The organism is Brevundimonas diminuta (genome assembly GCF_022654015.1).
In the GTDB taxonomy this organism is placed as follows: domain Bacteria; phylum Pseudomonadota; class Alphaproteobacteria; order Caulobacterales; family Caulobacteraceae; genus Brevundimonas; species Brevundimonas diminuta_C.
Map to the genome: position 1 here is coordinate 571,879 of NZ_CP073063.1, position 25,134 is coordinate 597,012.

The following is a 25,134-nucleotide window of genomic DNA, read 5'->3' on the forward strand; positions in this document are numbered from 1 at the left end:
GTTCCTGCCGCAAGGCGTCTTGCGCTCTATCGCCGCAGGTTCTGGTCCGAGACGACTTGAACCGCGCGCCCGACGGCGATATAGGCACGCCTCTTTCGCGCTGGCCCCGGCCGCGCGCAGGGTCCGGGACTGGGTAGCTCAGATGGTTAGAGCGGTGGATTCATAACCCACAGGTCGGCGGTTCGATCCCGCCTCCAGTCACCACCTCACGCCTGACTGCAACCTGCGCCGTTGTGCTGCGTTTTTCGGTCGAGCTTTCAACCTTGACCGGAGTTTCGTCGTGACGATCCGAACCAAAGCCCTGATGGCGGCCGTCGCCGCAATGACGCTGGGCGCGGCCGCCTGCACCCAGGCCGAGCAGGAAAAGACCGAGGCGCATGCCGAGGCTGCGGCCGACAAGACGGCCGATGTGGCGTCTCAGGCCGGCGAAGTGATCGAGGGCGGCGCGATGAAGGCGGCGCAGGCGGTCGAGAGCGGCGCCGGCAAGGTCGCCGACAAGCTGGAAAACGAACAGGCGGAAGCGGCGGCCGAGGGCAAGCCGGGCGCGATTAATCCCGCGACCGATCAGCGCGTGCCGGCCAATAACAACTGAAGTCGATCAGGCGGGGGGCGGCGCTGCGCCCTCCGCTAGGATCGCATCGATCAGGGCGCGGGCTTCCTGGCTGGACCAGTCCGCCTCGCCTCTCATGACTGCGCGGATGCGGCCCTGACGGTCCAGGACGATGGTCTGCGGCATGGCGCCCTTGCCGGGAAACTCGAACGGCAACTGGAACTTGACGTCGCTGTAGAAGGGCAGGGGCGCGTGGTCGGCCAAGAAGCGTTTCGCCTCGGCTGCGGCGTCGGGCGTGGCGTCGACATTGATCGGCAGGACAACCAGATCCTCCTTCGTCTCATAAGCCTTCGCCAGCGCCTGGAGCGTGGGCATCTCCGCCTTGCACGGCGCGCACCACATCGCCCAAAGATTCACGACCACGACCTTTCCCTGAAATACCGAGAAACGAACGGCCGTCCCGGTGCGGTCGCGAAACGCGTATTCGGGCGCTGACTTGGCCTCGGCCGGGGTCGACAGCGCGGCCAGGGATCCGACCGCGAAGCGCGCCAGGTCGCTTTTTGGCGCCGCAGCGGCGGTTGTGGTTTGTTCGACTTGCGCCTTCTGGCGATGATTGGCGTATAGCGACATCGCCATGCCGCCGGCGCCGGCGATGGTGCTGACGACGACGACCGCGCCGACGACCGCCCAGATCGCCTTTCTTGAGCCGCTCATGACCGAAACACCTTCTTCCGACGCCAATCCATCCGGCGGTTCGACTGCGCCGGTGAAGCCCGCGGGTCAAGACATGTGGGGCGGACGCTTTTCGTCGCGCCCCGCCGAGATCATGCAGGCGATCAACGTCTCCATCGGCGTTGACCAGCGCCTGTGGCGTCAGGATCTGGCCGGGTCACGGGCCCACTGCCGCATGCTGGCCAAGCAGGGCATCATTGCGCAGGGCGATGCGGACGCGATCCTGGGCGGGCTGGACGCCATCCAGTCCGAGATCGAGGCCGGGACCTTCCCCTTCCGCGATCAGTTCGAGGACATCCACATGAATGTGGAGGCGCGCCTCAATGAACTGATCGGCGAGCCGTCCGGCCGGCTGCACACGGCGCGCAGCCGCAACGATCAGGTCGCGGTCGATTTCCGCCTGTGGGTCCGCGACGCCTGCGATCGCTCGGTGGCGCAGTTGAGGGCCTTGCAGGGCGCCCTGCTGACGCGCGCTGAACAGCATGCCGGCGACCTGATGCCCGGCTTCACCCATTTGCAGACGGCTCAGCCCGTGACCCTGGGCCACCATCTGATGGCCTATGTCGAGATGTTCGGGCGCGACGCCGGACGTTTCGCCGACGCCCGCGCCCGGATGAACGAAAGCCCGCTGGGGGCGGCGGCCCTGGCCGGTTCGCCCTTCCCCATCGATCGTCAGGCGACGGCGGCGGATCTGGGATTCGACCGGCCGATGGCCAACAGCCTGGACGCCGTGTCGGACCGCGACTTCGCGCTGGAAAGCCTGGCGGCCGCCTCGATCACCGCGGGGCATCTGTCGCGCTTGGCCGAGGAGATCGTGGTGTGGATGACGCCGATGTTCGGTTTCGCCAGACTGCCCGATGACCTGACCACCGGCTCGTCGATCATGCCGCAGAAGCGCAACCCCGACGCCGCCGAACTGGTGCGGGCCAAGACCGGGCGGATCATGGGTTCGCTGGTCGCCCTGTCCACGGTGATGAAGGGCCTGCCGCTGGCCTATTCCAAGGACATGCAGGAGGACAAGCCGCCGGTGTTCGAGGCGTTCGACGCCCTGGACTTGGCCCTGGTCGCCATGACGGCGATGGTATCGGCGCTGCAACCGAATACCGAGCGGATGGCCCAGGCGGCGGGCGCGGGATTTTCGACCGCGACGGATTTGGCCGATTGGCTGGTGCGCGAACTCAACCTGCCGTTCCGAAAGGCGCACCATGTGACGGGAGCGGCGGTCAAACAGGCAGAGACGCTGGGCGTGGATCTGTCGCAACTGCCGCTGGAAGAAATGCAGAAACTGGAGCCGGGGATCACCGAAGCGGTTTACAAGGTGCTGACCGCCGAGGCTTCGTGCCAAAGCCGCCAAAGCTATGGCGGAACCGCGCCGGAACAGGTCCGTGCGCGCATCGCCGACTGGAGAGACCGCCTGTGAAAAAGACACTCATCGTCGCGGGCGCGCTTGCCCTTCTGACCTCCGCCTGCGGCCGGATGGCTGATCTGGAATCGCCGGTGCGCGAGACCGAGCGTGCGCCGCGCAGCAGCCGTGCGCCGGGTCTGCCCGAGCCGGCGACCATGAACCGTCCGTCCAGCAGCGTGCCGATCGACGGCGGCCCGTCCAACCCGATCGGCGCCGGCGCCGCCCAGAACGACCCGCGGTAAGTTGCACCATTTCGACCTGAAGGACGGCGCCCTCCATGCCGAGGGCGTGCCGCTGGAGCTGATCGCGGACGAGGTCGGCACGCCGGCCTATGTCTATTCCACCGCGACGCTGAAGCGGCATTACGGCCTGCTGCGCGCCGCCGCAGATGCGCATCGGGACGCTCTGGGCGAGGCCCTGATCGCCTTTGCGGTCAAGGCCAACTCCAACCTGTCGGTGTTGGCGACCCTGGCGAAACTGGGGTCCGGCGCGGACACCGTCTCCGAGGGCGAAATTCGCCGCGCTTTGGCCGCCGGGGTGCCGTCCGACCGGATCATCTTCTCCGGCGTCGGCAAGACCGATGTGGAAATGGCCTTCGCCATCAGCGTCGGCGTGCGTCAGATCAACGTCGAATCCGGCGCCGAGCTGGATCGGCTGATCACCGTCGCGGCCATGATGGACGCGTCGCCCGCCATCGCCGTTCGGGTCAATCCGAACGTGGGCGCCGGCGGTCACGCCAAGATCACCACGGGCGGCAAGGGCGACAAGTTCGGCGTGCCGGTTGAGGAGGCGATGGATCTCTATGCCCGCGCCTCGGCCTCGCCCCATGTCACGCCCGTCGGACTGGCCTGCCACATCGGCAGCCAGATCACCGACCTTAAGCCGCTGAAGGCCGCCTTCGAGGTCTTGGCGGACATGACGCGCAAACTGCGGGCGCAGGGTCATGCCGTGACCCGGCTGGATTTGGGAGGCGGGCTGGGCGTGCCCTATTCCGGCGGGACCGAGCCGCCATCGCCGGCCGAATATGTCGCCATGGCCGCCCGGGTTCTGAACGGGCTGGATGTCGAGGCGGCGTTCGAGCCGGGCCGGCTGCTGGCCGCCAACGCCGGTGTGCTGCTCAGCCAGGTGATCCAGGTCAACGAACGCTCGGACGGACGGCGCTTTCTGGTGCTGGACGCGGCGATGAACGACCTGATGCGGCCGGCGCTGTACGACGCCTTCCACGACATCCAGCCGGTCAATCCGCGCGGGGGCGGGGCGACGTCCTATGATGTGGTCGGGCCGGTGTGCGAGACGGGCGACACCTTCGCGCGCGACCGCGCGCTGCCGCCGCTGGAGGCCGAGGACCTGATCGTCTTCACCGGCGCCGGGGCTTACGGCGCGGTGATGTCCAGCGAATACAACAGCCGGCCCTTGATCCCCGAGGTGTTGGTGGATGGCGATCAGTGGGCCGTGATCCGGCCACGCCCGACCTATGAAGAGATGTTGGATCGCGAGCCGTTCGCCGATTGGCTTTGATCGCCGATTCTTCTCGACTGTTATAAAGTAACACGCTATAGGGCCGATCATGTCTCCCGGTCCCGAACAGTCCGTCATGCTTTCCCTGCTGGGCGGCGGCTTCGTTGCGGCCTTTCTGCATGCGGCTCTGCCGACCCATTGGCTGCCCTTCACCCTGGTGGGACGGGCGCAAGGCTGGCGGCCGTCGCGGATCCTGATGGCGGTGACGGTCGCGGGCCTGGCCCATATCGCCACGACGGCGGTGGTCGGCGCTCTGATCGTGGCGGCGGGTCTGGCGTTGGATCAGTGGATCCAAGGCGTTCTGCCCCACTTGGCGGCGGTGCTGCTGTTCCTGTTCGGCGCCTTCTATCTGGCGCGCGCGACCCTGAAGCGCCCGGCCATGGCCGGTGGTCCTGCGGTCGAGACGCCCGAGCCGGCCGTGTCCGACAAGGCCGCCTTCCTCGGTCTGGTCGCCATGATGGCGGTCTCGCCGGGCGAAGTTCTGCTGCCCATCTATTTGTCTTCGGCCTCGGCGGGTCTTGGCGCCCTGGCGCTGCTGACGGTGGTGTTCGCGGCGGGGACGATCGCCGGCATGGCGGTCTTCACGGCCCTGGCCAGCGCCGGCGCCTCGATCCTGCGGCTGGAGCGATGGGCGCGATATGAGGGGGCGGTGCTGGGCGTGGCTTTGATCGCTCTCGGCCTCGTTGTCGCCATGCACCAACACTGAGGCGATATTACATGATAACATTCAATGCGTTATCATGTAGCGGCTTGGCTGTTTCACCAGAGGGCGTATAGGCGAGCCATGAACGCCGCGCACGACCACAGCCCCAGCCACCGGCATGACCACGATCATGCGGATCACGGCCATGGGCATTCTCACAGTCACCACGGACACAGCCACGGCCACGTCGGCCATAGCCACGGTCCGGTGGACACCGGCGACTGGCGCTATGCCGTCGGCCTGGTGGTCAATCTGGCCTTCGTCGCGTGCGAGTTCGGCGCGGGGCTGATCGCGGATTCGACCGCTCTGCTGGCCGACGCCGGGCATAATCTGTCAGACGTGCTGGGTCTGGCCATGGCGGGCGGCGCGGCCTGGCTGGCGCGGCGCGGCGCACATGGGGCGGCGGGCGGTCGGCGCACCTATGGTTTCGGCAAGGCGACGGTGCTGGCGGCGCTTGCCAATGCGCTGCTGCTGATCTTCGCCTGCGGGGCCATCGCGTTCGAGGCCGTGCGGCGGTTCAACGAGCCCGCCCCGGTCGGGTCGGGCGTCATCATGGCGGTCGCGGGCATCGGCTTCGTCATCAACCTGGGCACCGCGCTGCTGTTCATGAGGTCGCAACACGACCTGAATGCGCGCGGCGCCTATCTGCACATGATGGCCGACGCGGGCGTGTCGCTGGGCGTGGTGCTGGCCGGCGGGCTGATCATGATGACCGGCTGGTCGGTGGTCGATCCGCTGGTCAGCCTGGTGATCGTCGTCGTGATCCTGTGGTCGACCTGGGGCCTGCTGAAGGACTCGGTCAATCTGGCCATGGACGGCGCCCCGACGGGCGTGGACGTGCCGGCTCTGGAACAGGCGCTGGTCGGCCTGCCGGGCGTGCGAGCCGTGCACGATCTGCACGTCTGGGGACTGTCGACGACCGAGACGGCGCTGACCGCCCACCTGGTGCACGACCGCGCCGACACGGCGGCCCTGATCTGCGAGGCCCAGGCCGTGGCGAAGCGCTACGCCATCGGCCACACGACATTGCAGCTGGAGACCGAGCCGCTGCCGGATTGCCCGGGCTGCTGAGCTATCAGGCCTGTTCGAACGTCACCGGCGCGCCCCAGAACTGGGACACCAGTTCCGACTGCGGCCCGGCCTGGCCGGTGGTCAGGAAGTCGCGACGCCCGCTGTCGCCCAGATCGTATTCGGGGTGCGCCTTGAAATAGCGCTCCAGCGCATCCGCCACCGCCGTCGGCTGTTCGATCAGAACGGTGCCGGCCGGCAGGGCCTGGGCGAACAGTTCGGCGACGATCTCATAGTGGGTGCAGCCCAGGATGGCTTTGTCCGGGTGGCGGCCGATGCGGCGACGCAGCGCATCGACGTGGTCGTCGATCACCACCTTCAGCTCCTCCGGCGGCGCGCCCAGTTCGATCAGACCCGCCAGGCCGGGGCAGGGTTCAGAGAAGACGGCGATGTCCTCGCGCCGCTTGTCGATCTCGATCTCATAGACGCGGCTGATGGCGGTGGCGGCGGTGCAGAAGACGCCGGTGATGTCGATGGAGGCGACCTTTTCGCCCTCCTGCGGGCGCTCGGCCTCGAAGCTCCAGGGCTTGCCGGTCGCCGCCTCGATGGTCGGGACGATGATGCCCAGGATGTTGACCGGGCGGCCCAGACGCTCGCGCAGACCTGGCATCCAGGTCTGTTGCAGGCGGCGAAGCGCGATGGCGCTGGCGGTGTTGCAGGCCAGGACGACGACGGAGGCGCCGGCATCGAACAGACGCTCGCAACCGGTTTTCGTCAGTTCGACGATGTCTTCGCCGCCGCGCCCGCCGTAGGGGGCGTGGGCCTGATCGGCCAGATACACGAAGTCCCGCTGGGGGAAGCGTCGGGTCAGTTCGCGGTGGACGGTCAGGCCGCCCACGCCGGAGTCGAAAACGCCAATAGCCATGGCCCGGCTTTAGAACAGTGCGACGACGTATCCAACCGGATTGGCGACAAGTTTATCCCCGCGTCAGGTGACGGGGGCGATCCGTGCGCCTAAGTGTATCGCAACCATGATCTTGTTTCGGAGCATTCCATGCATAGACGCCAGCTTCTCATCGCGGGCGGCAGCCTGATGGCCCTGTCGGCCTGCGCTTCCACGGGCGCGACCTCGGGCGGGTCTGCTGCGGCGCCGTCCGCCGCCAGCGTCGCCGAGGAAGCGCGCATCGCCCGCGCCGTCCTGCCCCGCCAGACGCCGCGCGCCGAGCTGCTGCAGGCCTGGACCGGGAAGTATGACGGCGTTCCGCCCTTCGACAAGGTGACGCCGGCCAAGCTGCGCGAAGCCATGCTGGAAGGCATCGAACTGCAACGCGCCGATATCGCCGCCATCGCCAACAACCCCGAGGCCCCGACCTTCGCCAACACCATGGCGGCGCTGGAGCTGGCCGGCGAGCCGCTGGACCGGGCGTCCAATGTGTATGGCGTTATGACCTCCAACATCGGCGGCGAAGCCTATGACGCGGTCGACACCGAGCTGTCGCCGCTGCTGTCCGCGGCTTCCGACGAGATCACCTTCAACGAGAAGCTGTTCCAGCGGGTCAAGGCCGTCGCCGACACCGCGGACGCGGCGGGCCTCAGCGCCCAACAGAAGCGTCTGGCCGAGCGTCGCCGCGACGCCTTCATCCGTTCGGGCGCCAATCTGGACGCGGCCGGCAAGGCCGAGCTGGGCCGGATCAACACCGCCCTGTCCAACGCCTTCACCCGCTTCGGCCAGAAGGTTGTCGCCGATGAGAACGCCTGGACGCTGATCCCCAACGAGGCGGGCGTGCGAGGCCTGCCGGACTCCAACAAGGCGGCCGCCGCCAGCGCGGCGCGCAGCCGCAATCTGCAGGGCTGGGCGATCCTGAACACGCGATCGGCGGTCGATCCCTTCCTGACCTTCGCCGACGATCGGGCCCTGCGCGAGCAGGTCTGGAAGAAGTTCGTCAATCGCGGCGACAACGGCGACGCCAACGACACCAACGCGACCATCGCCGAGATCGTGAAGCTGCGCGACCAACGCGCCAAGCTGCTGGGCTATCGCAACCACGCCGAACTGCGCATGCAGGACACGATGGCCAAGACCCCGGCCAATGCTCAGGCCCTGATGGACCGCGTCTGGGCGCCGGCCAAGGCCCGCGTCGCCGAGGAAGTCGCCGACATGAAGGCGATCGCCGGCTTCGACATCGAGCCATGGGACTACCTCTACTTCGCCGAGAAGGTGCGTAAGGCCAAGTACGACCTGGATCAGAACCAGCTGAAGCCCTACTTCGAGCTGAACGCGGTCCGCGCCGGCTCCTTCGCCATGGCCGAGCGCCTTTACGGCTTCCAGTTCAAGAAGCTGCCCAAGGGGTCGGTGCCGACCTTCGAGCCGGACGTCGAGGCCTATGAGGTCTATGATAAGAGCCGGGACGGCCGCCTGATCGGTCTCTACTACACCGACGATTACGCCCGCCCCGGCAAGCGTTCGGGCGCCTGGATGACCACCTATCGGTCGTTCTCGCAGCTGGACGGCTCCAAGGTCATCCTGGCCTCGAACAACAACAATTTCACCAAGCCGGAGCCGGGCGAGCCCGTGCTGATCTCGCTGGACGACGCCGAGACCCTGTTCCACGAGTTCGGCCACGCCCTGCACTATCTGTCGTCGGTGGTGACCTATCCGTCGTACGGCAATACGCCGCGCGACTTCGTGGAATATCCGTCGCAGGTGCACGAGCACTGGGTGCTGAGCCGCCCGATCCTGGACGGCTATCTGAAGCACTATCAGACGGGCGCGGCCATGCCGGCCGAACTGGTCAACAAGATCGAGGCCGCAGCCACCTTCAACCAGGGCTATGCGACCGTCAGCTATCTGTCCTCGGCCATCGTGGACATGGATTTGCACACGCAGGCCGTGCCGCCGACCGACATCGACGCGTTCGAAAAGGCCAGCCTGGCGCGGATTGGCATGCCCAAGGAGATCGTGATGCGGCACCGCCTGCCGCAGTTCAATCACCTGTTCACGTCGGACGCCTATTCGGCGGGCTACTACAGCTATCTGTGGTCCGAGACGATGGACGCCGACACCTGGGCCTATTTCGAAGAGTCGGGCGACGTGTTCAATCCGGACATCGCCGGCCGCTTCAAGTCGATCATGCTGGCGCCGGGCAACACCACCGATCGCGCCGAAGCCTATCGCGCCTTCCGCGGTCGCGACCCGGACGTGGCGGCCCTGCTGAAGGTCCGGGGCTTCCCTGTTTCCTAAGCGCCCTACCGGCCTTCGGCCTACTTGAGGGCGGTGAGCTATCGCCGTCATGTGACCTGAGGCCGATTGGTGACTGAATGAGCTGACGGCCGGCGGAGCGATCCGCCGGCCGTTTCGTTTGGCTGAAACCTGGCCTAGAGCAGGTCGAGACCCGCGCAGATCCCGGAACCCCGCATGACCGTCGTCGCCTCCTACGTCTATCGCGACGGTCAGCGCGTGCGTGAGGCGCCGCTGACGCCCGAGGGGCTGGCGTTGAAGCCGGGTGAGTTCGTCTGGATCGGCCTTTACGATCCCACGGACGCCGAGATCGAGATCCTGGTCGATCGGTTCAAGCTGCATCCGCTGGCGGTCGAGGACGCCCTGGCGGCGCACCAGATGCCCAAGGTCGAGGTCTATGGCCGCGAACTGTTCGTCGTGGCGCGCACGGCGATGAAGATCGATGACCGGCTGGCCTATGGCGAAACGCACGTCTTCGTCGGCGACGACCATGTGGTCAGCATCCGGCACGGCTCGGCTCGCGCCCACAACCATCTGCGTACACAGCTGGAAGCCTCGCCCCTGCAGCTGAAGAAGGGTCCGGACTTCGTTCTGCATGGCATTCTGGACTTCATCGTCGACGCCTATGCTCCCATCGTCGACGATGTCGAGGACAGCGTTCTGGAGATGGAACAGCGGACGCTGGACGCCTTCCTGTCGCGGCTGGAAATCCGCCGGCTGTTCACCCTGCGCCGCGAGCTGCTGAAGTTCCGGCGCATCCTGGGGCCGATGGAAGAGGTGCTGGGACGGCTTCAGTCGCTGGACCTGCCCTGTATCGATCCGGACGTTCGGCCCTATTTCCGCGACGTCGGCGACCACGTGCGGCGGGTGAACAGCCGGCTGGGGGGCTTGAACGACATCCTGTCGTCGGTGTTCGAGGTCGCCAATCTGCTGGAGCAGCAACGCCAGGGCCTGATCACCCGCAAACTCGCCGCCTGGGCCGCTATTCTGGCCGTGCCGACTGCCATCGCCGGCATCTACGGCATGAACTTCGAACACATGCCCGAGCTGCGCTGGGAATACGGATACTATGCGGTTCTGGTCGTGATCGCGGCCATTTGCGCGGCGCTGTATGTGACGTTCAAACGGACGAAGTGGCTGTAGTCAGCCGCTGTTCCTCAACCCCGCCGCCACGCCGTTGATGGCCAGAAGAATGCCCTCGCGGACGCGGGGGTCGTCGTCGCCTGCGCGGCGGCGGCGGATCAGCTCGATCTGGACGTGGTTCAGCGGCTCGACATAGGGCATCCGCAGCCGGATCAGTCGGTCCAGCTCGGGCTGACCGCCCAAGAGGGCGTCATGGCCGGTGATTGCCAGGATGGCGTCGTGAGTGCGCTGCCACTCCTCGCGGATTTCGCCATAGATGCGAGACGCCAGCGACGCATCGGGGACCAGGGTGGCGTAGCGGCGGGCGATGGTCATATCGGACTTGGCCATGACCATCTCCATGTTCTGGACCAGGGTCTTGAAGAAGGGCCAGGCCTCGGCCATCGCCTTCAACTCGCCCATGTCCTTGCCCTGCACCGCCGAGCCGAAGCCGAACCAGCCGGGCAGCATGACCCGGCTTTGCGACCAGCTGAACACCCAGGGAATGGCCCGCAGATCCTCGATCCGCGTCGAGGCGGTGCGCGACGACGGGCGCGAGCCGATCTTCAGATCGGCGATCTCGGCGATGGGGGTGGCGGCGCGGTAGTAGTCGACGAAGCCGTCGGTCTCATAGACCAGCTTGCGATAGGCGGCCATCGAACGCGCCGAAAGGTCCGACAGGGTCGCGCCATGTTCGGCGGTGAAGGCGTGATCTGTCCCCTTGCCCAGCGAGGCCAGCATGGCGCCGCAGGTCAGGGCGTCCAGATTGCGAAGCGCAATTTCCGGTTCGCCGTATTTGTTGGCGATCACCTCGCCCTGTTCGGTGGTGCGGATGCGGCCCTGGACCGTGCCTTCCGGCTGGGCCAGGACGCCGGCGAAGGACGAACCGCCGCCGCGCCCGACCGTGCCGCCGCGCCCATGGAACAGCTGCAGCTTCAGCCCGTGCTTCTGCGTCACCTCGACCAGGGCGCGCGAGGCCTCGTGCAGCTCCCAGCCCGAGGTCAGGTAGGAGCCGTCCTTGTTCGAATCCGAATAGCCGATCATCACCTCCTGCACCCCGCGCGCCTTGGCGACGGCGAGGGCCGACGGCTCCTGCAACAGCCGCTCCAGTGTGGGGCGGGCGGCGCGAAGGTCCTCGATGGTTTCGAACAGAGGCGCGGCCTGGATGGGGCAGGCGGTGGGGTCTTCGGGTCGGTAGAGACCGACCTCCTTGAGCAGCAGATAGACTTCCAGCAGGTCGGACGCCGCGTCCGTCTTGGACACGATGTGGGTGCGGATCGCCTGGGGGCCGAAGGCGGCGAGGGCGGTCGCCGCCGCCTGAAGGATGGCGCGCTCCTTCAGCGTTTCCGGCTCATAGTCGGCATAGGGGCTGAACAGCAGGCGCGACGACGCCAGTTCGGCGGCCAGCACCTTCAGCCGGCCCTCCTCGTCCAGCGCCAGATAATCGGACTGTACGCCCGCGACCTTCAGCAGGTCGGCGACGACGCGCTCGTGGACGTCGGCGTTCTGGCGCATGTCCAGGGTCGCCATATGGAAGCCGAACACCTCGACCGCCGTGATCAGGTCGCTGAGCCGGTCGTCGGCGAAGACGCCGCCGTGGTGCGACACCAGGCTGTCGTGAAGCGTCTTCAGATCAGACTCGAAGGCGTCGGGGCCGGGATAGGGTTCGGCCTGGACAGCCGGGCGACGGGGCGGCGGGGCTTCGCCCAGCTTCTCGTGGGTGGCGGCCAGGCGGGCATAGACGCCGGTCAGGGCGCGGCGATAGGGCTCGTCCGCGCGGTGGGGCGAGGGATCGTGGGCGGCGTCGGCCAGGGCCTGAAGCTCGGGCGACACCTGAGCCAGTTCGGCCGCGAGGCTGAGTTCGGCGCCCAGGGCGTGGACCTCGTCCAGATAGAAGGTCAGCACGGCCCGCGCCTGGGTGCGGAAGGCGGCGGCCATGATCGTGGCGTCCACGTTGGGATTGCCGTCGCGGTCGCCGCCGACCCAGGTGCCGACGCGCATGAAGGGCTTAAGCTCGGGCGCGTCCAGCAGCCGCCGCCAGGCCGACAACTGCTTGGGCGCGACGTGCAGGAAGATGCGGTCCAGGAAGGAGACGACCGTGTCGATCTCGTCCTGCACCACCAGGCCCTGGGTGCGGACCAGACGCGTGGCCCACAGGATGACGATCTGACGGCGCAGCGGTTCGGCGATGGCCTCCAGGGTGCAGGCGTCGCCGGCCTTGTCGCAGGCGTCCAGCAGGTCGGTGATGGCGGCGATACGGTCGATGACGCTCTTGCGCCGGACCTCGGACGGGTGGGCGGTCAGGACGGGCGAGATCAGCGACTGATCCAGCAGGGCGCGTACGGCCTCGCGATCCACGCCCTGGTCGGCCAGACGCTTCAGCGCGCCTTCGGGCGTGTCGGGACGGGCGCCGGCCTCGGCCTGGCTTTGGGCGCGCCTGCGGGTCGAGCGGTCTTCGGCGATATTGGCCAAGAGGGAGAACAGGGCAAAGCCGTGGGCCAGACCGGCCGCCTGATCCACCGACATGGCGGTCAGCAGCTTCTCAAGCCGCTTGGCGGGGTGCGAGGCCGGGTCGCGGTGATAGGCGATTGACGCCTGGCGCACCGCCTCGACATGGTCGAACAGGGCCTGACCGCCCTCGTCGCGGATGATGTCGCCCAGAATGCCGCCCAGCAGTCGAACTTCGTCACGCAGGGCGTCGTCGGCGGCGGGGCTCATCATCTGAAATATCCTGGGACGGCTTGGGGTCGGCGCGGGGAGATCGGCATCTGGAAGGGCGAAGTCGCCCACGTCAACGCACGATCCGTGACAGCCGCCCCCAGAAATCACCGCGTCGATCATGGTGAACCGCCCGTTAGGGTTTCTTAACCGACGGCGCGCGATGATGCGGGCGTAGGATTCCAGATCGGTTCCACTCTTGCCCATGTTCGCCAAACGCCAATCCGCACTCGCCGCCACCGCCGGGACCGCCCCGCGCGCCAAGGACGGCCCGAGCTTGAAACCTGTCGTCGACGCCCTGAAGAAGCCGCCGGTCGCGGCGGGTCTGGCGGGCTTGCTGCTGCTCAGCGCCAGCGCCCTGTTCCTGACAGTGCTGGGCGATCCCAAGGCGGGAACGCCCTCGGCCCATGTCGCGCTGGAACGCGACGCGCCGGCACCGCAAGCGCCGGCCCCGGCGGGCTTCGAAGCCTTCTCCATGGGCGCGATGGGGCTGTATCAAAATCTGGCGGGCGGCGCCGATCCGACCGCAGGCGGCGACGCCGTCATCACCCTGCCGGACGGCGGCAGCGTCTCAGGTCAGGGCGCGCCCATCACCGCGCCGGTCCACGCCGCCTCGCCCTTGGCCAAGGCTCCCATCGCTGGCCTCTCGCAACCCGGATCCAACGGTCCCCTGCCGATGATCGCGCCCGACGGCCGCGTGCCGGCCCAGGCCTATGCTCGCCCGTTCCGACCGAACGGCAAGCCGCGCGTGTCGCTGATCGTCGGCGGCTTGGGTTTGAACGCCGTCACCACCCGTGCGGCCATCGAACGCCTGCCGCCGGAGGTTACGCTCAGCTTCGTGCCCTATGCCGACAATCTGCAGGGTTGGATCGATCAGGCGCGCGCACAGGGTCATGAGGTCATGCTGGAAATGCCGATGGAGCCGACCGGCTATCCCGACAACGACCCCGGCCCCTATACGCTGCTGGCCGACGGCGGCGCCGACGACGTGACCGCCAAGATGGACTGGCTGCTGAGCCGCGCCACTGGCTATTTCGGCGTGACCAACTACCTGGGCGACCGGTTCGCCGGCTCTGACACGGGCATGAACGCCTTCCTGAGTGTCCTGCGCCAGCGCGGCGTCGCCTTCCTGGACGACGGCTCGTTCCAGCGTCGGCCGGGCGCCTGGGCGCGGGCCAGCGCGGACCGCGTCATCGACCGGACCCAGTCGCCCGCCGCCATCGTCGCCGCGCTGAATGGTCTGGAGGCCCAGGCCAAGCTGCGCGGCTCGGCCCTGGGGGCCGGCTTCAGCTATCCGGTGACGGTCGAGGCCGCCGCCCGCTGGACCGCCGGTCTGGAACAGCGCGGCCTGCAACTGGCGCCCGCCTCTTCCATGTCGATGCGGCCGGGGCGCTAGTGTCCGATCTCGACGCCTATCGGCCCAATGTCGGGGTCGTGCTGTTCAACCGCGAAGGCCTGGTCTGGTACGGCCAGCGCCACGCCACGCCCGGCCCGCATAACTGGCAGTTTCCGCAAGGCGGCGTCGATGCGGGCGAGGATCTGGAAGCCGCCGCCCGCCGCGAACTGCATGAGGAAACCGGCGTCACCTCGATCGAACTGCTGGCGCGCACGGACGACTGGATCCTGTACGACTTCCCGCCTGAAGCCATGAACAACGCCAAGGCCTGGCGCGGTTTCAAGGGTCAGAAGCAGCAGTGGTTCGCCTTCCGCTTCACCGGCGACGAAGCCGAAATCGATCTGGCGGCCGACGACGAGGTCGAGTTCGACGCCTGGCGCTGGGGGCCGCTGTCGGATGCCTGTGACCTGATCGTGCCGTTCAAACGCCCGGCCTATGAACAGGTCGTCGCCGCCTTCTCGCACTTGGCGACATAGAAAAAGGGCGGCGCGAACGCCGCCCTTTGATAGTTCGCCTTGAAGCGGCTTAGGCCGCTTCGGCCTTCTTCTCGGCCTGGCCTTCGATCAGCGGCTGGCCTGCGCCGATCTCGATACGGCGGGGCTTCAGCGCCTCGGGCAGCTCGCGCTTCAACGAGATCGACAGCAGACCGTTGACTAGGTTGGCGTCGTTGACAACGACATAGTCGGCCAGCTGGAAGCGGCGCTCGAAATCGCGCTCGGCCAGGCCGCGATGCAGATAGGTCTTCTGCGTCGCCGTATCGTCGTTGGCGGTCTTGCGGCCGGTCACGGTGAGCAGGTTTTCCTTCACCTCGATATTCAGCTCGTCGCGGCTGAAGCCGGCGACGGCGATCTCGATGCGATAGGCGTTCTCGCCCGTGGTCTCGATGTTGTAGGGGGGATAACCCGTGTCCTGGCTGGTCGCGCGCGAGGCGTTTTCCAACAGATTGGCCAGACGGTCGAAGCCGACGGCCGAACGGTACAGCGGGGTGAAATCATAGGTACGCATCAGCATCCTCCTGAGGATCAGCAAGGTTGAGCCGCCCGGCGTTTTGGCCCGGACGGTGAGAGATCAGATCGACGACCCGAAACCGGCGCCGTCAGTCTGGAGAACCCGAAATCGGCGTCCTCGAAAGCCAAGATGGGAACCGGCGAAACGGCGTCAAGGGCGTCGCCCGCACGATTTTGCTTGCGTCAAATCCGCCTGTGTCTCGCGAAGTTCATTTGCGCGGACGGCCTGCCTGCCTATGGAGAACGACCTGAACATGGAGCCCTCGATCATGCGCCTTGCCGTCTACGGCCTCGCCGCCGTCCTGCTGTCCGCCGCCCCCGCCCTGGCCCAACAGTCGCCCCAGACCCAGGGCGCGTGGACGCCGCCGCGTTCGGCCCTGTCCAGCGCCATGCCGACCTTCTCCGACGACACGGCTTTGCAGGCCGCCATCGCCGCCGAGACGCGACCCGCCGCTGACCGGGCGCGCGACGTCTATCGTCATCCGTATGAATCCCTGACCTTCTGGGGGCTGACGCCGGGCATGACGGTTGTGGAGATCGAGCCGGGCGGCGCCAGCTGGTGGCGGCACATCCTCGAACCCTATGCGGCGGCGACCGGCGGGCGTTATGTGCCGGTCAATCGCCCGCTGGAAAGCATGGGCGTGGCGGATGGAACCGCCGACTTCATCCTGGTGGCCCGCGCCTTCCACAACTGGTCGCGCGACGGCCGGACCCAGCCGTATCTGCAGGCCTTCTTTAAGGCCTTGAAGCCCGGCGGCGTGCTGGCCGTCGAACAGCACCGCAGCGCGGAGGGTCTGAATGTCGCTGACGTCGCCTCCACCGGCTATGTGCCCGAGAGCTTTGTAATCCATGAGGCGCGCAACGCCGGCTTCGTGCTGGAGGCGCGCAGCGAGCTGAACGCCAATCCCAAGGACGACCACGATCATCCGTTCGGGGTCTGGACCCTGCCGCCGATCCGCCAGTCGGCCGCGCGCAACGACCCGTCGGGCCGCACCCTGACGCCCGAGGAACGCGCCGCCTTCGACGCCATCGGCGAGAGCGATCGGATGACCCTACGTTTCCGCAAGCCCGAATAGGCTGTCTTGCGTTTTGACCGGACCTGCGAACCCGATTAAGCCCAAGGCGTCAGGGTGCGTCGGACGCGGGTCCCGGCGTCCTGCGGAGGTTTTGAATGGCTGATCGTCTGGCGAGCGCGAGCGGATTGTCGCGTCGGTTCCTGCTGAGCGGCGCTGCGGCGCTGGGACTGACCGGCGTGGCGGCTTGCGGGCGCAAGGACGAGGCCGCAAAGGCGCCCGCCGCGCCGCCCACGCCGGCCGGGCCGCCGGAAGGCTCGCTGGAATGGGCGGTCGAGGGACCGTGGCGCTCGGCCCAGGACAAGGCGCGCGACGCCTTCCGCCATCCGATGGAGACGCTGCGCTTCTTCGGCCTGCAGCCGAAGATGACGGTGGTCGAGTTCTGGCCCGGCAGCGGCTGGTACACCGAAATCCTGGCCCCCTATCTGGCCAAGGGGGCGGGCACCTATGTCGCCGCCCTGTTCCCCGAGGGACCGACCGCCGATCCGGCGCAGGCCGTGCTGAACACCGCCTTCCGCACGCGGTTCTCCAGCGACAAGAAGCTCTATGGCGAGCCGCAGTTTTCAGTCTTCGGCGCGGCGTCCGGACCGGTGATCGCGGCGGGCACGGCCGAGATGTGCCTGTTCATGCGGACCCTGCATGGCTGGATGGCGGCGGGCATTGCGGAAAAGGCCTTCGCCGACGCCTTCGCCGCCCTTCGCCCCGGCGGCATCCTGGGCGTCGAGCAACATCGACTGTCCCCGGCGGAGGATCAGGATCCGGTCGCGGCCAACGGCTATGTGCAGGAAGCCTTCGTACGCCAGTTGGCGGCCGAGGCGGGCTTCGTCTTCGTCGAGGCGTCCGAGATCAACGCCAATCCGGAAGACACCAAGGACCACCCGTTCGGCGTCGACACATTGGCGCCCACGCGCCTGACGGCGCCGCGCGGCGAACCGGCGGACCCCGCCTTCGACCGCTCCAAATATGACGCGATCGGCGAGAGCGATCGCATGACCTTGAAGTTCAGGAAGCCCGAGTGAACCGCGCCCAAGCCTTCGCCGCCAATGCCCCGCTGATGGGGGTTCCCGGCGCCTATCCGCCGCCCGGCGGAAAGGGCGACTGGTTTCGCGGCGCGGGCGGAATGCGCCTGCGCGCCGGTCTGTGGAAGCCGTCGCATCTCGCTGCGGACAAGGTGCGCGGCACCGTGGTGCTAAGCCCCGGCCGCACCGAGCCGATCGAGAAATACTATGAGGTGATCGGCAACTTCCTGGCGCGCGGCTGGTGCGTGCTGACCCACGACTGGCGCGGCCAGGGGCTGTCGGCGCGGCTCTTGCCGGATCGGCTGAAGGGGCACGCCCGTGCGGTCGAGGAGTTTCTGGACGACTACAACCGCCTGCTGAACGCCTATGAGGACCAGTGCCCCAAGCCCTGGATCATGGTCGGTCACTCCATGGGCGCTTGCCTGAACCTGCTGTCGCTGGAAAGCGGCGAGGACCGGTTCGCCGGCGCGGTTCTGTCCAGCCCCATGCTGCGCATCAAGACCGGCAAACGGTCGATGTGGTCGGTCAAGCTGGTGGTGCGCTGGAATATCCGCCACGGCCAGGCGGGTGACTATATCCTGGGCGACCCCGACGATCCCTTCGACCACAACTTCGCCGAAGACGCCCTGACCTCGGACGAGACCCGCTATGAGATGTGGCGACAGCAGCTCTACGCCTGCCCGCACCTGGCCATCGGTGGTCCGACCTACGGCTGGCTGGCCTTTGCGCTCGACGCCGGCGAGCGCGCGCTGAAGCCCAAGGCCTTGAAGGCGGTCAAGGCGCCGGTCGTGATCGTCCAGGCCAGCGCCGATGACGTGGTGTGGAAACAGACCAACCAATGGGCCGCCAAACGCATCCCGCGCGGCCGCTACGTCGAGGTCGCCGGCGCCAAGCATGAGGTCATCATGGAGGCCGACGACCTGCGCGCCGTCTTCCTGAACGAGTTCGACGCCATGGCCGATATGGTCGCGCCTGCGGCGGACGCGGTCACCGATCCGTCGGCGAGGACGGCGGACGTAACGGCGGGTTGATCGATCAGGCGGCGGTTTCGGCGCGCCAGCGTCGGTCGATCGTCTGGGTGACGCCGCATAGCTGCAGGAAGGCGACAGCGACGCCGGGGCCGGTCTCGGCCTTGATCAGCAGGGGCAGAACGATCCACTCGCGCGGGAAGCGCATCACCATCACGTCGTCGCTGGCGCGCAGGTGCGGGCAGTATTTCATCGAGCGGTCGATGCAGCGGCGGTGCAGGGGCGCGATCGAGCCGGCGTCGATCATCACCCGGTCGTCGGCGATGTCGGCGCGAACCTGACCGCCGCGCGCCCTGAGCTGACCGGCGCACCGTCGCGCGGCGATCTGGGTCCAGCGATCTCCGTCCTCGGTCGGCTCGCCGCACATCGGACACAGCATGCGCGCGACTGTCAGGCGCTGTCGGACCAGATGGTTCTTCGAATATTGCGGCTTGCCACTGCCGGGCGCGCTGGCCTGCATCAAGGCGAGACGGCCGCCGACAGTTCGGCACGGCGCGGCGCCCGTAATCTCCTCGCCGCTCCAGCTGGTGACCCAGGGCACATCGACGCCGACAACCAGTTTGGACAGCCCAGCCATCGAAATCCGTCCCCTCAACCGTCCGCACCCTGACGCCGTCTCTCGACCTGCGTCAATATGCGCCAGGTTGAAGGTTCATGCGGCCGCGCGTTTCAGCGTTACCAAGGCTTGGTCGATCAGGCGCGCGTCGCCGACGGCGAGGACCTGGCCCCTGTCGTCCGGCGCTGCGCCGCGCCAGTTCACGACCTTGCCGCCCGCCGCCTCGATGACGGGCACAAGGGCGGACCAGTCCCACGGCTTCAAACTGGTCTCGGCGACCAGATCCATCTTGCCCGCCGCCACCATGGCGTAGGCGTAGGCGTCGCAGCCCAAGCGCGCCAGGCGGGCGGTCGCACGCACCTGGGTCCAGGCGCCCAGTTCGGCCCCGTTGAAGATGTCGGGGTCCGTGGTCGAGATGACGGCGTCGGTCAACTTCTCGCAGGACCGCACGGCCAGCGGCGTCTCGCCATTGCCGCGCAACAGGCGCGCACCGGACGGGCCGCCGATAAAGATTTCGTCCAGATAGGGCTGGGCGATGACTCCCACTGTCGGCTTTCCGCCGGTGCGCAGGGCGATCAGCGTGGTCCACAGCGGTAGGCCCGAGATGAAGGCGCGGGTGCCGTCGATGGGGTCCAGCACCCAGACGTGCTCGGCGTCCGGCCGATCCTCGCCATACTCCTCGCCGATGACGCCGTGGTCGGGATAGCGGGCGGCGATCAGGCGGCGGATGGCGGCCTCGGCCTGTTTGTCGGCCTCTGTAACGGGATCGAAGCCGGCCGCGCCGCCCTTGTCCTCATGCCCGATGTCCGAGCGGAAGAAGGGCAGGCTCACGCGCGCGGCTTCGCGCGCCAGTTCGATGGCGAAGGCTTCGTATTCGGTCATGGGCCTCCCTTACCGCGCTTTCGCCGGCATGGGCGCCCCTTGAGACGAGCCGATCAGGCGGCGGCCGCGTCACCCGCGTGCAGGGACTTGGCCAGATCCAGCAAACGCCGGCGAGGCCGTTCGTCCAGCTGATAATAGGCCTGGATCAGATCCAGCGTTTCCTTGCGCGAAAAGACTTCGCCGCCCTTGGGCGGCGGGGCGTCGGCCTCCATCGCCTCGGCCAGACCATCGTAGAAATAGGCGACGGGCGTCTCCAGCGCCTCGGCCAACTGCCACAGGCGCGCGGCGGAGATGCGGTTGGCGCCGCATTCGTACTTCTGGATCTGCTGAAAGCGGATGCCGACCTGAACGGCCAACTGCTGCTGGGTTAGGCCCAGCAGGCGGCGACGGCGGCGCAGGCGGCGGCCCAGATGAAGGTCGATGTCGTCGGCCATGACGGTGATCCTCGTCTCAACGTCTGTCCCGATGCGGGACGACACACGTCGATCACGGCAATCGCCGTGCCGGATCGCGTCTCGGGCGAATTCGGCCTTATTGCGGCGAGGTGGGAACGAGCACGCAACCGTATGGCCCGAGCCGCATTTACTGCAACAGCTTGGCTTTTAAAGGAAGGAACCACAGCATGGGTCTCGGAATCATTGGTTGGCTCGTCATCGGCATCGTCGCCGGCTGGCTCGCTGAGAAGGTCATGGGTCGCAATCACGGCCTGCTGACGAACCTGATCGTCGGCGTCATCGGCGCTCTGCTCGGCGGCTTCATCTCGAACAACGTCTTCGGTACGCCGGTTGGCGGCTTCAACTTCGTCACCCTGATCGTGGCGTTCCTGGGCGCCTGCCTGCTGCTGTTCCTTCTGGGACTGGTCAAGCGTCGCGCTTGATCCGACGGTAGGTAGATAAGGAAAAGGGCGGCTCTCACGAGCCGCCCTTTTTGCTGCGCCGTTTTCGCCGCAGGTTGCGGACAGACGAAAGGGCGGCCGGGAAACCCGGCCGCCCTTGGTCATTCAGCCTGAGGAGACTGTCTTATTGCGGCTCGGTCGGAGCCGGCGTGGCGCTGTCCGGAGCCGGGGTCGCCGGTTCGGTGGTCGCCGGATCGGTCGGTTCAGCCGCAGGCTCCGCTGTCGGCGCGGTAGCGGCGGCCGGATCAGCGGCAGGGGCCGCAGGAGCGCCGGCGATCGGAGCGGCGGCGTCGAACTCGGCCTTAGTGTAGGCCACCACGACGCCGGTTCCTTCCTGACGGATGCCGCTCAGCGGAACGGCGCGAAGCTGGCCGTCGGCGCCGCGAACGGTGAGCTCCTGCTTGCCCTCGGCATTGTTCTGAACGCCTTCCAGCTTGCCCAGCTCGCCGTCAGGACCGGAAACGCTCGATCCGGGGTTCAGCGACAGCGATTGCTGCGACGAGGCGGCCGCGGCAGGCGCGGCGGCGGGAGCGGGCGTGGTTTCTTGCGCCAGAGCCGGCGCGGCGGTCATGAAGGCGGCTGCAGCGCCAGCCAGAAGAACGGTCTTGATATTCATGGGTCATCCCCAGTTACGCGGACCCGACGCCCGCACCCCTATATACTCCCTCTGTTACGGATTGTTTCGTATGCCCCGAAATGACCTTGGCAGCGCCCCGGTTGGACGATTCTTGGTCTATGTTCGGGCGATCCGCGATTCGAGAGGCCACGCTTGTCCAGCCGCCCCCGGCACACATCCGGTCTGCTCCGCCGACTGGCGGGTCTGGCCTTCGAGCTGACGCCCCAGATCTTTGCGGTGCTGGCCTTCGGCGCAGGCGCGCTGATGCTAGCCTCTGCGGTGACGCCCGAGTTCGACAGTCGGTTGCGCCAGCTGACGGGCGTCGTCTCTCCGATCCTGATCGACCTGTCGCACTTCGTCGGCAGCATCGCCGGTTTCCTTCTTTTGCTCTTGTCGGCCGGTCTTTGGCGGCGTCGGCGCGGCGCCTATTGGGCGGCCCTGCTGGTCCTGGCGGCCGGAGCGGTGTTTTCGGTGCTGAAGGGTCTGGATTGGGAACAGGCGACGGATTTGCTGGTCGTCGCCGCGCTTCTGGCGCCGTGCCGCACGGCCTTCAATCGGCGCTCGCGTCTCAGCGAGCCGCTGCGGCCCAGTTGGCTGCTGCTGCTGACGGCGGTGGTGGCGGCCATGCTGTGGCTAGGCTTCTTCGCCTATCGCGACGTGGCCTATAATGACGAGCTGTGGTGGCGCTTCCTCAGCGATCGCCAGGCGTCCGGCTTCCTGCGGGCCGGGCTGGTTCTGGCGATCCTGACGCTGGTGGTGGCCGGGCGCTCGTTGCTGAGCTCGCCCGGCGCCCATAGTCACGGTCCGGCCAACAAGGCTGACATCGACCGCGCGCTGCAAGCGCTGCAGACCGCCGACACGGCCACGCCCGAGGCCTGGCTGGCCATGCTGGGCGACAAGGCGCTGATGTTCAGCCCGTCGGGTTCCAGCTTCCTGGCCTATCGCGTGCGGGGACGGCGCTGGATCGCCATGGGCGAACCGGCGGGGCTGAAGAGCGAACGGCTGGAGTTGCTATGGTCCTTTGCCGAGATGGCCGACAGCTATGGCGGGGCGGCGGTCTTCTATTCGGTCAGCGAAGAGGTGCTGGGCGATCTGGCGACCATGGGGCTGGCGGTGCGCAAGGTTGGCGAAACGGCTGTGATCGACGCCCACCGCTTCTCCATCGAGGGCAAGGGCAAGCAGAACCTTCGCACGGCCATCAATCGCGCCGAGCGTGAAGGCTCCTCGTTCGAGGTTCTGCCGCCCGGTTCGGCCGCAGCGATCGCGGACGAACTGCGCGAGATTTCGGACGCCTGGCTGGCCATGCACGAGGGCTCGGAGAAATCCTTCTCCCTAGGGCGCTTCGACATCGACTACCTGGACCTGACGCCGCTGGCGGTGGTCAAGGAGGGCGGCCGCATCGTCGCCTTCGCCAATCTGCTGACTTCGCCCGACGAGGCGGCGGTGGATCTGATGCGCCATCGGCCGGACGCGCCGCATGGGGTGATGGACTATCTGTTCATCCGCTGCGCCCAGTGGGCCAAGGCGGAGGGCTTGGCCAGCTTCGACCTGGGCATGGCGCCGCTGGCCGGGCTGGAGGATCGTCGCATCGCCCCGGTCTTCGCCCGCGTCGGCGCCCTGGTGTTCGAAGAGGGCGGGGCGCTCTACGGCTTCCAGGGTCTGCGCAGCTACAAGGCCAAGTTCGGCCCGGACTGGCGCTCGCGCTTCATCGCGGCGCCCGTTTCCACGCCCTTGCCATTAGCCCTGCTGGATGTCGCTCTGCTGACGAGCGGCGGCTGGTTGGGGATGCTGGGGCTGAAGAAGGCCTAGGTCAGCAGCGCCTTCAGCACGCCGTCCAGCACCGGACGGCCGCGCTCGGTGGCGATCAGTCGGTCGGCCTTAAGCGTCAGGAATCCATCGCCGATCAGGTCCGCGACCGGCGCGCCTTCAGGCGACAGGCCGAGCGCCGACAGCAGGGCGGCAGGCGCGCCTTCGGTGGTGCGCAAGGCCAGCAGCAGCCGTTCCTCGGCGGCGTCGGCCGCAGTCTGGGCGTCGCGCTCGGACCAGGGCGTGCGGTCCGAGACGCCCGCCACATAGTCGGCGATGCGGCGGTGGGTGACGGTCGCGGTCCTGACGCCGTTCAGCGTCAGCCGGCCATGGGCGCCGGGGCCGACACCCAGATAGTCGCCGCCGCGCCACACATGCAGATTGTGCGCTGATCGGGCGGCGGGACCGCGCGCGTGGTTGGACACCTCATAGGCGTCGAAGCCGGCGGCCGAGAGGACATCCTGGGTGGTTTCGTAGAGGGAGGCGGCCCGGTCCTCGTCCGGCGGGGTCAGGGTTCCGCGTGCGAAGGCCCGACCAAAGGCAGTCGTCGGCTCTATGGTCAGCTGATAGGGCGAGACGTGTTCGAACCCCAGCGCCAGCGCCGCCGTCAGTTCGGCGGCCCAATCTTCAGGCGTCTGGTTCGGGCGAGCGTAGATCAGGTCGATGGACAGTCGGTCGAAGGCGCCTCGGGCCAGATCGACCGCGCGCAGGGCCTCGGCCGCCGAATGGTCGCGACCCAGAAAACGCAGGGCGGCGTCGTCCAGCGCCTGAACCCCCATCGACAGGCGGTTGATCCCGGCGTCGGCCAGGGTGGCGAACCGACCGGCCTCGGCGTCCGTGGGATTGGCCTCCAGCGTGATCTCGATGTCGCCGGCGGGCGGGAACAGGTCGCGGGCCGCCGCCACGATCCGCGCGACGGCGTCGGGCGCCATCAGCGACGGCGTGCCGCCGCCGAAGAAGATCGAGGCCAGCCGTCGCGGGCCTGTCAGAGCCCTCTGGGCGCGCAGATCGGTCAGGATCGCCTCGACCAGCCCGGCCTGTTCCTCGGTGCGCCCGCGATCGCGCACGACGTTGAAATCGCAGTAGGGGCAGATGCGCGCGCAATAGGGCCAGTGGACGTAGAGGCCGACGTCCGAACCCGGATCAAGCGGATCAGTCAATCAGGGCGGCTCTCAGCTTGGCGAAGGCGACGGTGCGGTGGCTGATGGCGTCCTTGGCCGCCGGCTCCATCTCGCCGAAGGTCTGATCGCCGCCATTCGGAATGAAGAGCGGGTCGTAGCCGAACCCCCGATCGCCGCGTGGGGGGAAGGTTAGCTGGCCGTGAACCTCGCCCTGGACCACCACACAGGGGCCGTCCGGCCACGCGACCGCCAGGGCCGAGGTGAACCAGGCGGTGCGGTCCGTCGCGCCGATCTCTTCCAGCCGTTCCTCGACCTTCTTCATGGCGACGGCGAAATCCTTGCCCGGCCCGGCCCAGCGCGCAGAGAAGATGCCCGGCGCGCCATCCAGCGCGGCGACCGACAGACCGGAATCGTCGGCCAGCGAAACCTCGCCCGACAGTTCGGCCGCGTGGCGCGCCTTCAGCATGGCGTTGCCGGTGAAGGTGCTTTCCGTTTCGTCGGGTTCGGGCAGATTCAGCTGACCGGCGGTGACGAGTTCGTAACTTCCGCCCAGCAGCGCCGAGATTTCGGGAACCTTGCCGGCGTTATGCGTCGCCACGACGATCCGCATCCCCTTGATAAGCTTGAGATTCATCGTCGATCACGCTCCTGAAACAGTCTATTGCCAAAGTTTAATATCGTTAAACGATATGTAACGTGCCTTTTTCGCCCGCACGGCCTATCTATTGATCGTCAGGAACG

The 25,134-nt window shown here is 67.5% G+C and carries 25 protein-coding genes and 1 tRNA gene; 16 read left to right on the forward strand and 10 right to left on the reverse strand.

Translation table 11 applies throughout. The features are described 5' to 3' along the window. The first annotated feature begins 127 nt into the window (after positions 1–127). Positions 128–204: transfer RNA gene (locus KAK88_RS02720), tRNA-Met, on the forward strand. A gap of 76 nt (positions 205–280) precedes the next feature. Beyond that, on the forward strand, positions 281–592 hold the full coding sequence (locus tag KAK88_RS02725; RefSeq protein ID WP_091750925.1) for a hypothetical protein: 312 nt from the start codon (positions 281–283) through the stop codon (positions 590–592). 6 nt (positions 593–598) lie between these two features. Here KAK88_RS02725 and KAK88_RS02730 read toward each other — a convergent pair whose 3' ends face one another. After that, complete coding sequence (locus KAK88_RS02730) at positions 599–1,264, reverse strand: TlpA family protein disulfide reductase (protein ID WP_242077778.1); 666 nt, start codon at positions 1,262–1,264, stop codon at positions 599–601. Here KAK88_RS02730 and argH point away from each other — a divergent pair. From argH to KAK88_RS02755, 5 genes are all read left to right on the forward strand, one after another. Further along, a complete protein-coding gene (gene argH / locus KAK88_RS02735) occupies positions 1,263–2,702 on the forward strand; it encodes an argininosuccinate lyase (RefSeq protein WP_431307202.1) in 1,440 nt (479 codons plus the stop codon). The genes KAK88_RS02730 and argH overlap by 2 nt on opposite strands. Beyond that, entirely contained in the window at positions 2,699–2,929 is a 231-nt protein-coding gene (locus KAK88_RS02740) for a hypothetical protein (protein ID WP_066628127.1), read from the forward strand. The genes argH and KAK88_RS02740 overlap by 4 nt, the downstream gene beginning before the upstream one ends. Before the next feature lies 1 nt (position 2,930). Then, positions 2,931–4,205 (forward strand): diaminopimelate decarboxylase, encoded by a 1,275-nt coding sequence (gene lysA, locus KAK88_RS02745; RefSeq protein ID WP_242077779.1) that lies wholly within the window; start codon positions 2,931–2,933, stop codon positions 4,203–4,205. Between the two features lie 49 nt (positions 4,206–4,254). Continuing rightward, positions 4,255–4,911 carry a hypothetical protein gene (locus KAK88_RS02750; RefSeq protein WP_242077780.1) on the forward strand — a complete coding sequence of 219 codons (657 nt, stop codon included), beginning with the start codon at positions 4,255–4,257 and terminating at the stop codon, positions 4,909–4,911. A gap of 78 nt (positions 4,912–4,989) precedes the next feature. After that, positions 4,990–5,979: a cation diffusion facilitator family transporter gene (locus KAK88_RS02755; protein WP_242077781.1), complete on the forward strand. Its 990-nt coding sequence runs from the start codon at positions 4,990–4,992 to the stop codon at positions 5,977–5,979. 4 nt (positions 5,980–5,983) lie between these two features. Here the strand turns inward: KAK88_RS02755 and KAK88_RS02760 are convergent, their stop codons facing one another. Next, positions 5,984–6,841, reverse strand: coding sequence for a glutamate racemase (locus tag KAK88_RS02760; RefSeq protein ID WP_242077782.1), 858 nt, complete (start codon positions 6,839–6,841; stop codon positions 5,984–5,986). A gap of 129 nt (positions 6,842–6,970) precedes the next feature. On the opposite strand from KAK88_RS02760, the gene KAK88_RS02765 reads away from it, so the two are divergent. Together KAK88_RS02765 and KAK88_RS02770 are read left to right on the forward strand one after the other, a co-directional pair. Then, positions 6,971–9,157: a M3 family metallopeptidase gene (locus tag KAK88_RS02765; protein ID WP_242077783.1), complete on the forward strand. Its 2,187-nt coding sequence runs from the start codon at positions 6,971–6,973 to the stop codon at positions 9,155–9,157. 174 nt (positions 9,158–9,331) lie between these two features. Beyond that, on the forward strand, positions 9,332–10,297 hold the full coding sequence (locus tag KAK88_RS02770; RefSeq protein WP_242077784.1) for a magnesium and cobalt transport protein CorA: 966 nt from the start codon (positions 9,332–9,334) through the stop codon (positions 10,295–10,297). Here the strand turns inward: KAK88_RS02770 and ppc are convergent, their stop codons facing one another. After that, the gene (ppc, locus tag KAK88_RS02775; RefSeq protein WP_347265341.1) at positions 10,298–12,997 is read right to left on the reverse strand and encodes a phosphoenolpyruvate carboxylase; all 2,700 of its coding nucleotides are present in this window, start codon (positions 12,995–12,997) and stop codon (positions 10,298–10,300) included. A 202-nt stretch (positions 12,998–13,199) separates the two neighbouring features. Between ppc and KAK88_RS02780 the strand changes: the two genes are divergently transcribed. Both KAK88_RS02780 and KAK88_RS02785 read left to right on the forward strand, forming a co-directional pair. Then, complete coding sequence (locus KAK88_RS02780; RefSeq protein ID WP_242077785.1) at positions 13,200–14,390, forward strand: divergent polysaccharide deacetylase family protein; 1,191 nt, start codon at positions 13,200–13,202, stop codon at positions 14,388–14,390. After that, complete coding sequence (locus tag KAK88_RS02785) at positions 14,390–14,866, forward strand: RNA pyrophosphohydrolase (protein ID WP_242077786.1); 477 nt, start codon at positions 14,390–14,392, stop codon at positions 14,864–14,866. Before KAK88_RS02780 ends, KAK88_RS02785 begins: the two co-directional genes overlap by 1 nt. Positions 14,867–14,915: 49 nt before the next feature. On the opposite strand, the gene KAK88_RS02790 is transcribed toward KAK88_RS02785, so the two are convergent. Next, positions 14,916–15,395: an Hsp20 family protein gene (locus KAK88_RS02790; RefSeq protein WP_242077787.1), complete on the reverse strand. Its 480-nt coding sequence runs from the start codon at positions 15,393–15,395 to the stop codon at positions 14,916–14,918. Positions 15,396–15,666: 271 nt separating this feature from the next. Between KAK88_RS02790 and KAK88_RS02795 the strand changes: the two genes are divergently transcribed. From KAK88_RS02795 to KAK88_RS02805, 3 genes are all read left to right on the forward strand, one after another. Next, on the forward strand, positions 15,667–16,473 hold the full coding sequence (locus KAK88_RS02795; protein ID WP_242077788.1) for a class I SAM-dependent methyltransferase: 807 nt from the start codon (positions 15,667–15,669) through the stop codon (positions 16,471–16,473). 95 nt (positions 16,474–16,568) lie between these two features. Beyond that, positions 16,569–17,489 carry a class I SAM-dependent methyltransferase gene (locus KAK88_RS02800; RefSeq protein WP_242077789.1) on the forward strand — a complete coding sequence of 307 codons (921 nt, stop codon included), beginning with the start codon at positions 16,569–16,571 and terminating at the stop codon, positions 17,487–17,489. Continuing rightward, positions 17,486–18,520, forward strand: coding sequence for an alpha/beta fold hydrolase (locus KAK88_RS02805; RefSeq protein WP_242077790.1), 1,035 nt, complete (start codon positions 17,486–17,488; stop codon positions 18,518–18,520). Before KAK88_RS02800 ends, KAK88_RS02805 begins: the two co-directional genes overlap by 4 nt. Before the next feature lie 4 nt (positions 18,521–18,524). Here the strand turns inward: KAK88_RS02805 and KAK88_RS02810 are convergent, their stop codons facing one another. From KAK88_RS02810 to KAK88_RS02820, 3 genes are all read right to left on the reverse strand, one after another. Further along, positions 18,525–19,094, reverse strand: coding sequence for a hypothetical protein (locus tag KAK88_RS02810; protein ID WP_242077791.1), 570 nt, complete (start codon positions 19,092–19,094; stop codon positions 18,525–18,527). A gap of 75 nt (positions 19,095–19,169) precedes the next feature. Beyond that, complete coding sequence (gene hisN, locus KAK88_RS02815; protein ID WP_242077792.1) at positions 19,170–19,955, reverse strand: histidinol-phosphatase; 786 nt, start codon at positions 19,953–19,955, stop codon at positions 19,170–19,172. Between the two features lie 53 nt (positions 19,956–20,008). Beyond that, positions 20,009–20,389, reverse strand: a complete 381-nt coding sequence (locus KAK88_RS02820; RefSeq protein ID WP_372342831.1) for a helix-turn-helix domain-containing protein — start codon at positions 20,387–20,389, stop codon at positions 20,009–20,011. Between the two features lie 188 nt (positions 20,390–20,577). Between KAK88_RS02820 and KAK88_RS02825 the strand changes: the two genes are divergently transcribed. Continuing rightward, on the forward strand, positions 20,578–20,832 hold the full coding sequence (locus KAK88_RS02825) for a GlsB/YeaQ/YmgE family stress response membrane protein (protein WP_039243891.1): 255 nt from the start codon (positions 20,578–20,580) through the stop codon (positions 20,830–20,832). 142 nt (positions 20,833–20,974) lie between these two features. Here KAK88_RS02825 and KAK88_RS02830 read toward each other — a convergent pair whose 3' ends face one another. Continuing rightward, positions 20,975–21,466, reverse strand: coding sequence for a hypothetical protein (locus KAK88_RS02830; RefSeq protein ID WP_242077793.1), 492 nt, complete (start codon positions 21,464–21,466; stop codon positions 20,975–20,977). Between the two features lie 153 nt (positions 21,467–21,619). Between KAK88_RS02830 and KAK88_RS02835 the strand changes: the two genes are divergently transcribed. Further along, on the forward strand, positions 21,620–23,275 hold the full coding sequence (locus tag KAK88_RS02835) for a GNAT family N-acetyltransferase (RefSeq protein WP_242077794.1): 1,656 nt from the start codon (positions 21,620–21,622) through the stop codon (positions 23,273–23,275). Here the strand turns inward: KAK88_RS02835 and hemW are convergent. Together hemW and rdgB are read right to left on the reverse strand one after the other, a co-directional pair. Further along, positions 23,272–24,432, reverse strand: coding sequence for a radical SAM family heme chaperone HemW (gene hemW / locus KAK88_RS02840; RefSeq protein ID WP_242077795.1), 1,161 nt, complete (start codon positions 24,430–24,432; stop codon positions 23,272–23,274). The genes KAK88_RS02835 and hemW overlap by 4 nt on opposite strands. Next, entirely contained in the window at positions 24,425–25,027 is a 603-nt protein-coding gene (gene rdgB, locus KAK88_RS02845; RefSeq protein WP_242077796.1) for an RdgB/HAM1 family non-canonical purine NTP pyrophosphatase, read from the reverse strand. The genes hemW and rdgB overlap by 8 nt, the downstream gene beginning before the upstream one ends. Between the last annotated feature and the right edge of the window lie 107 nt (positions 25,028–25,134).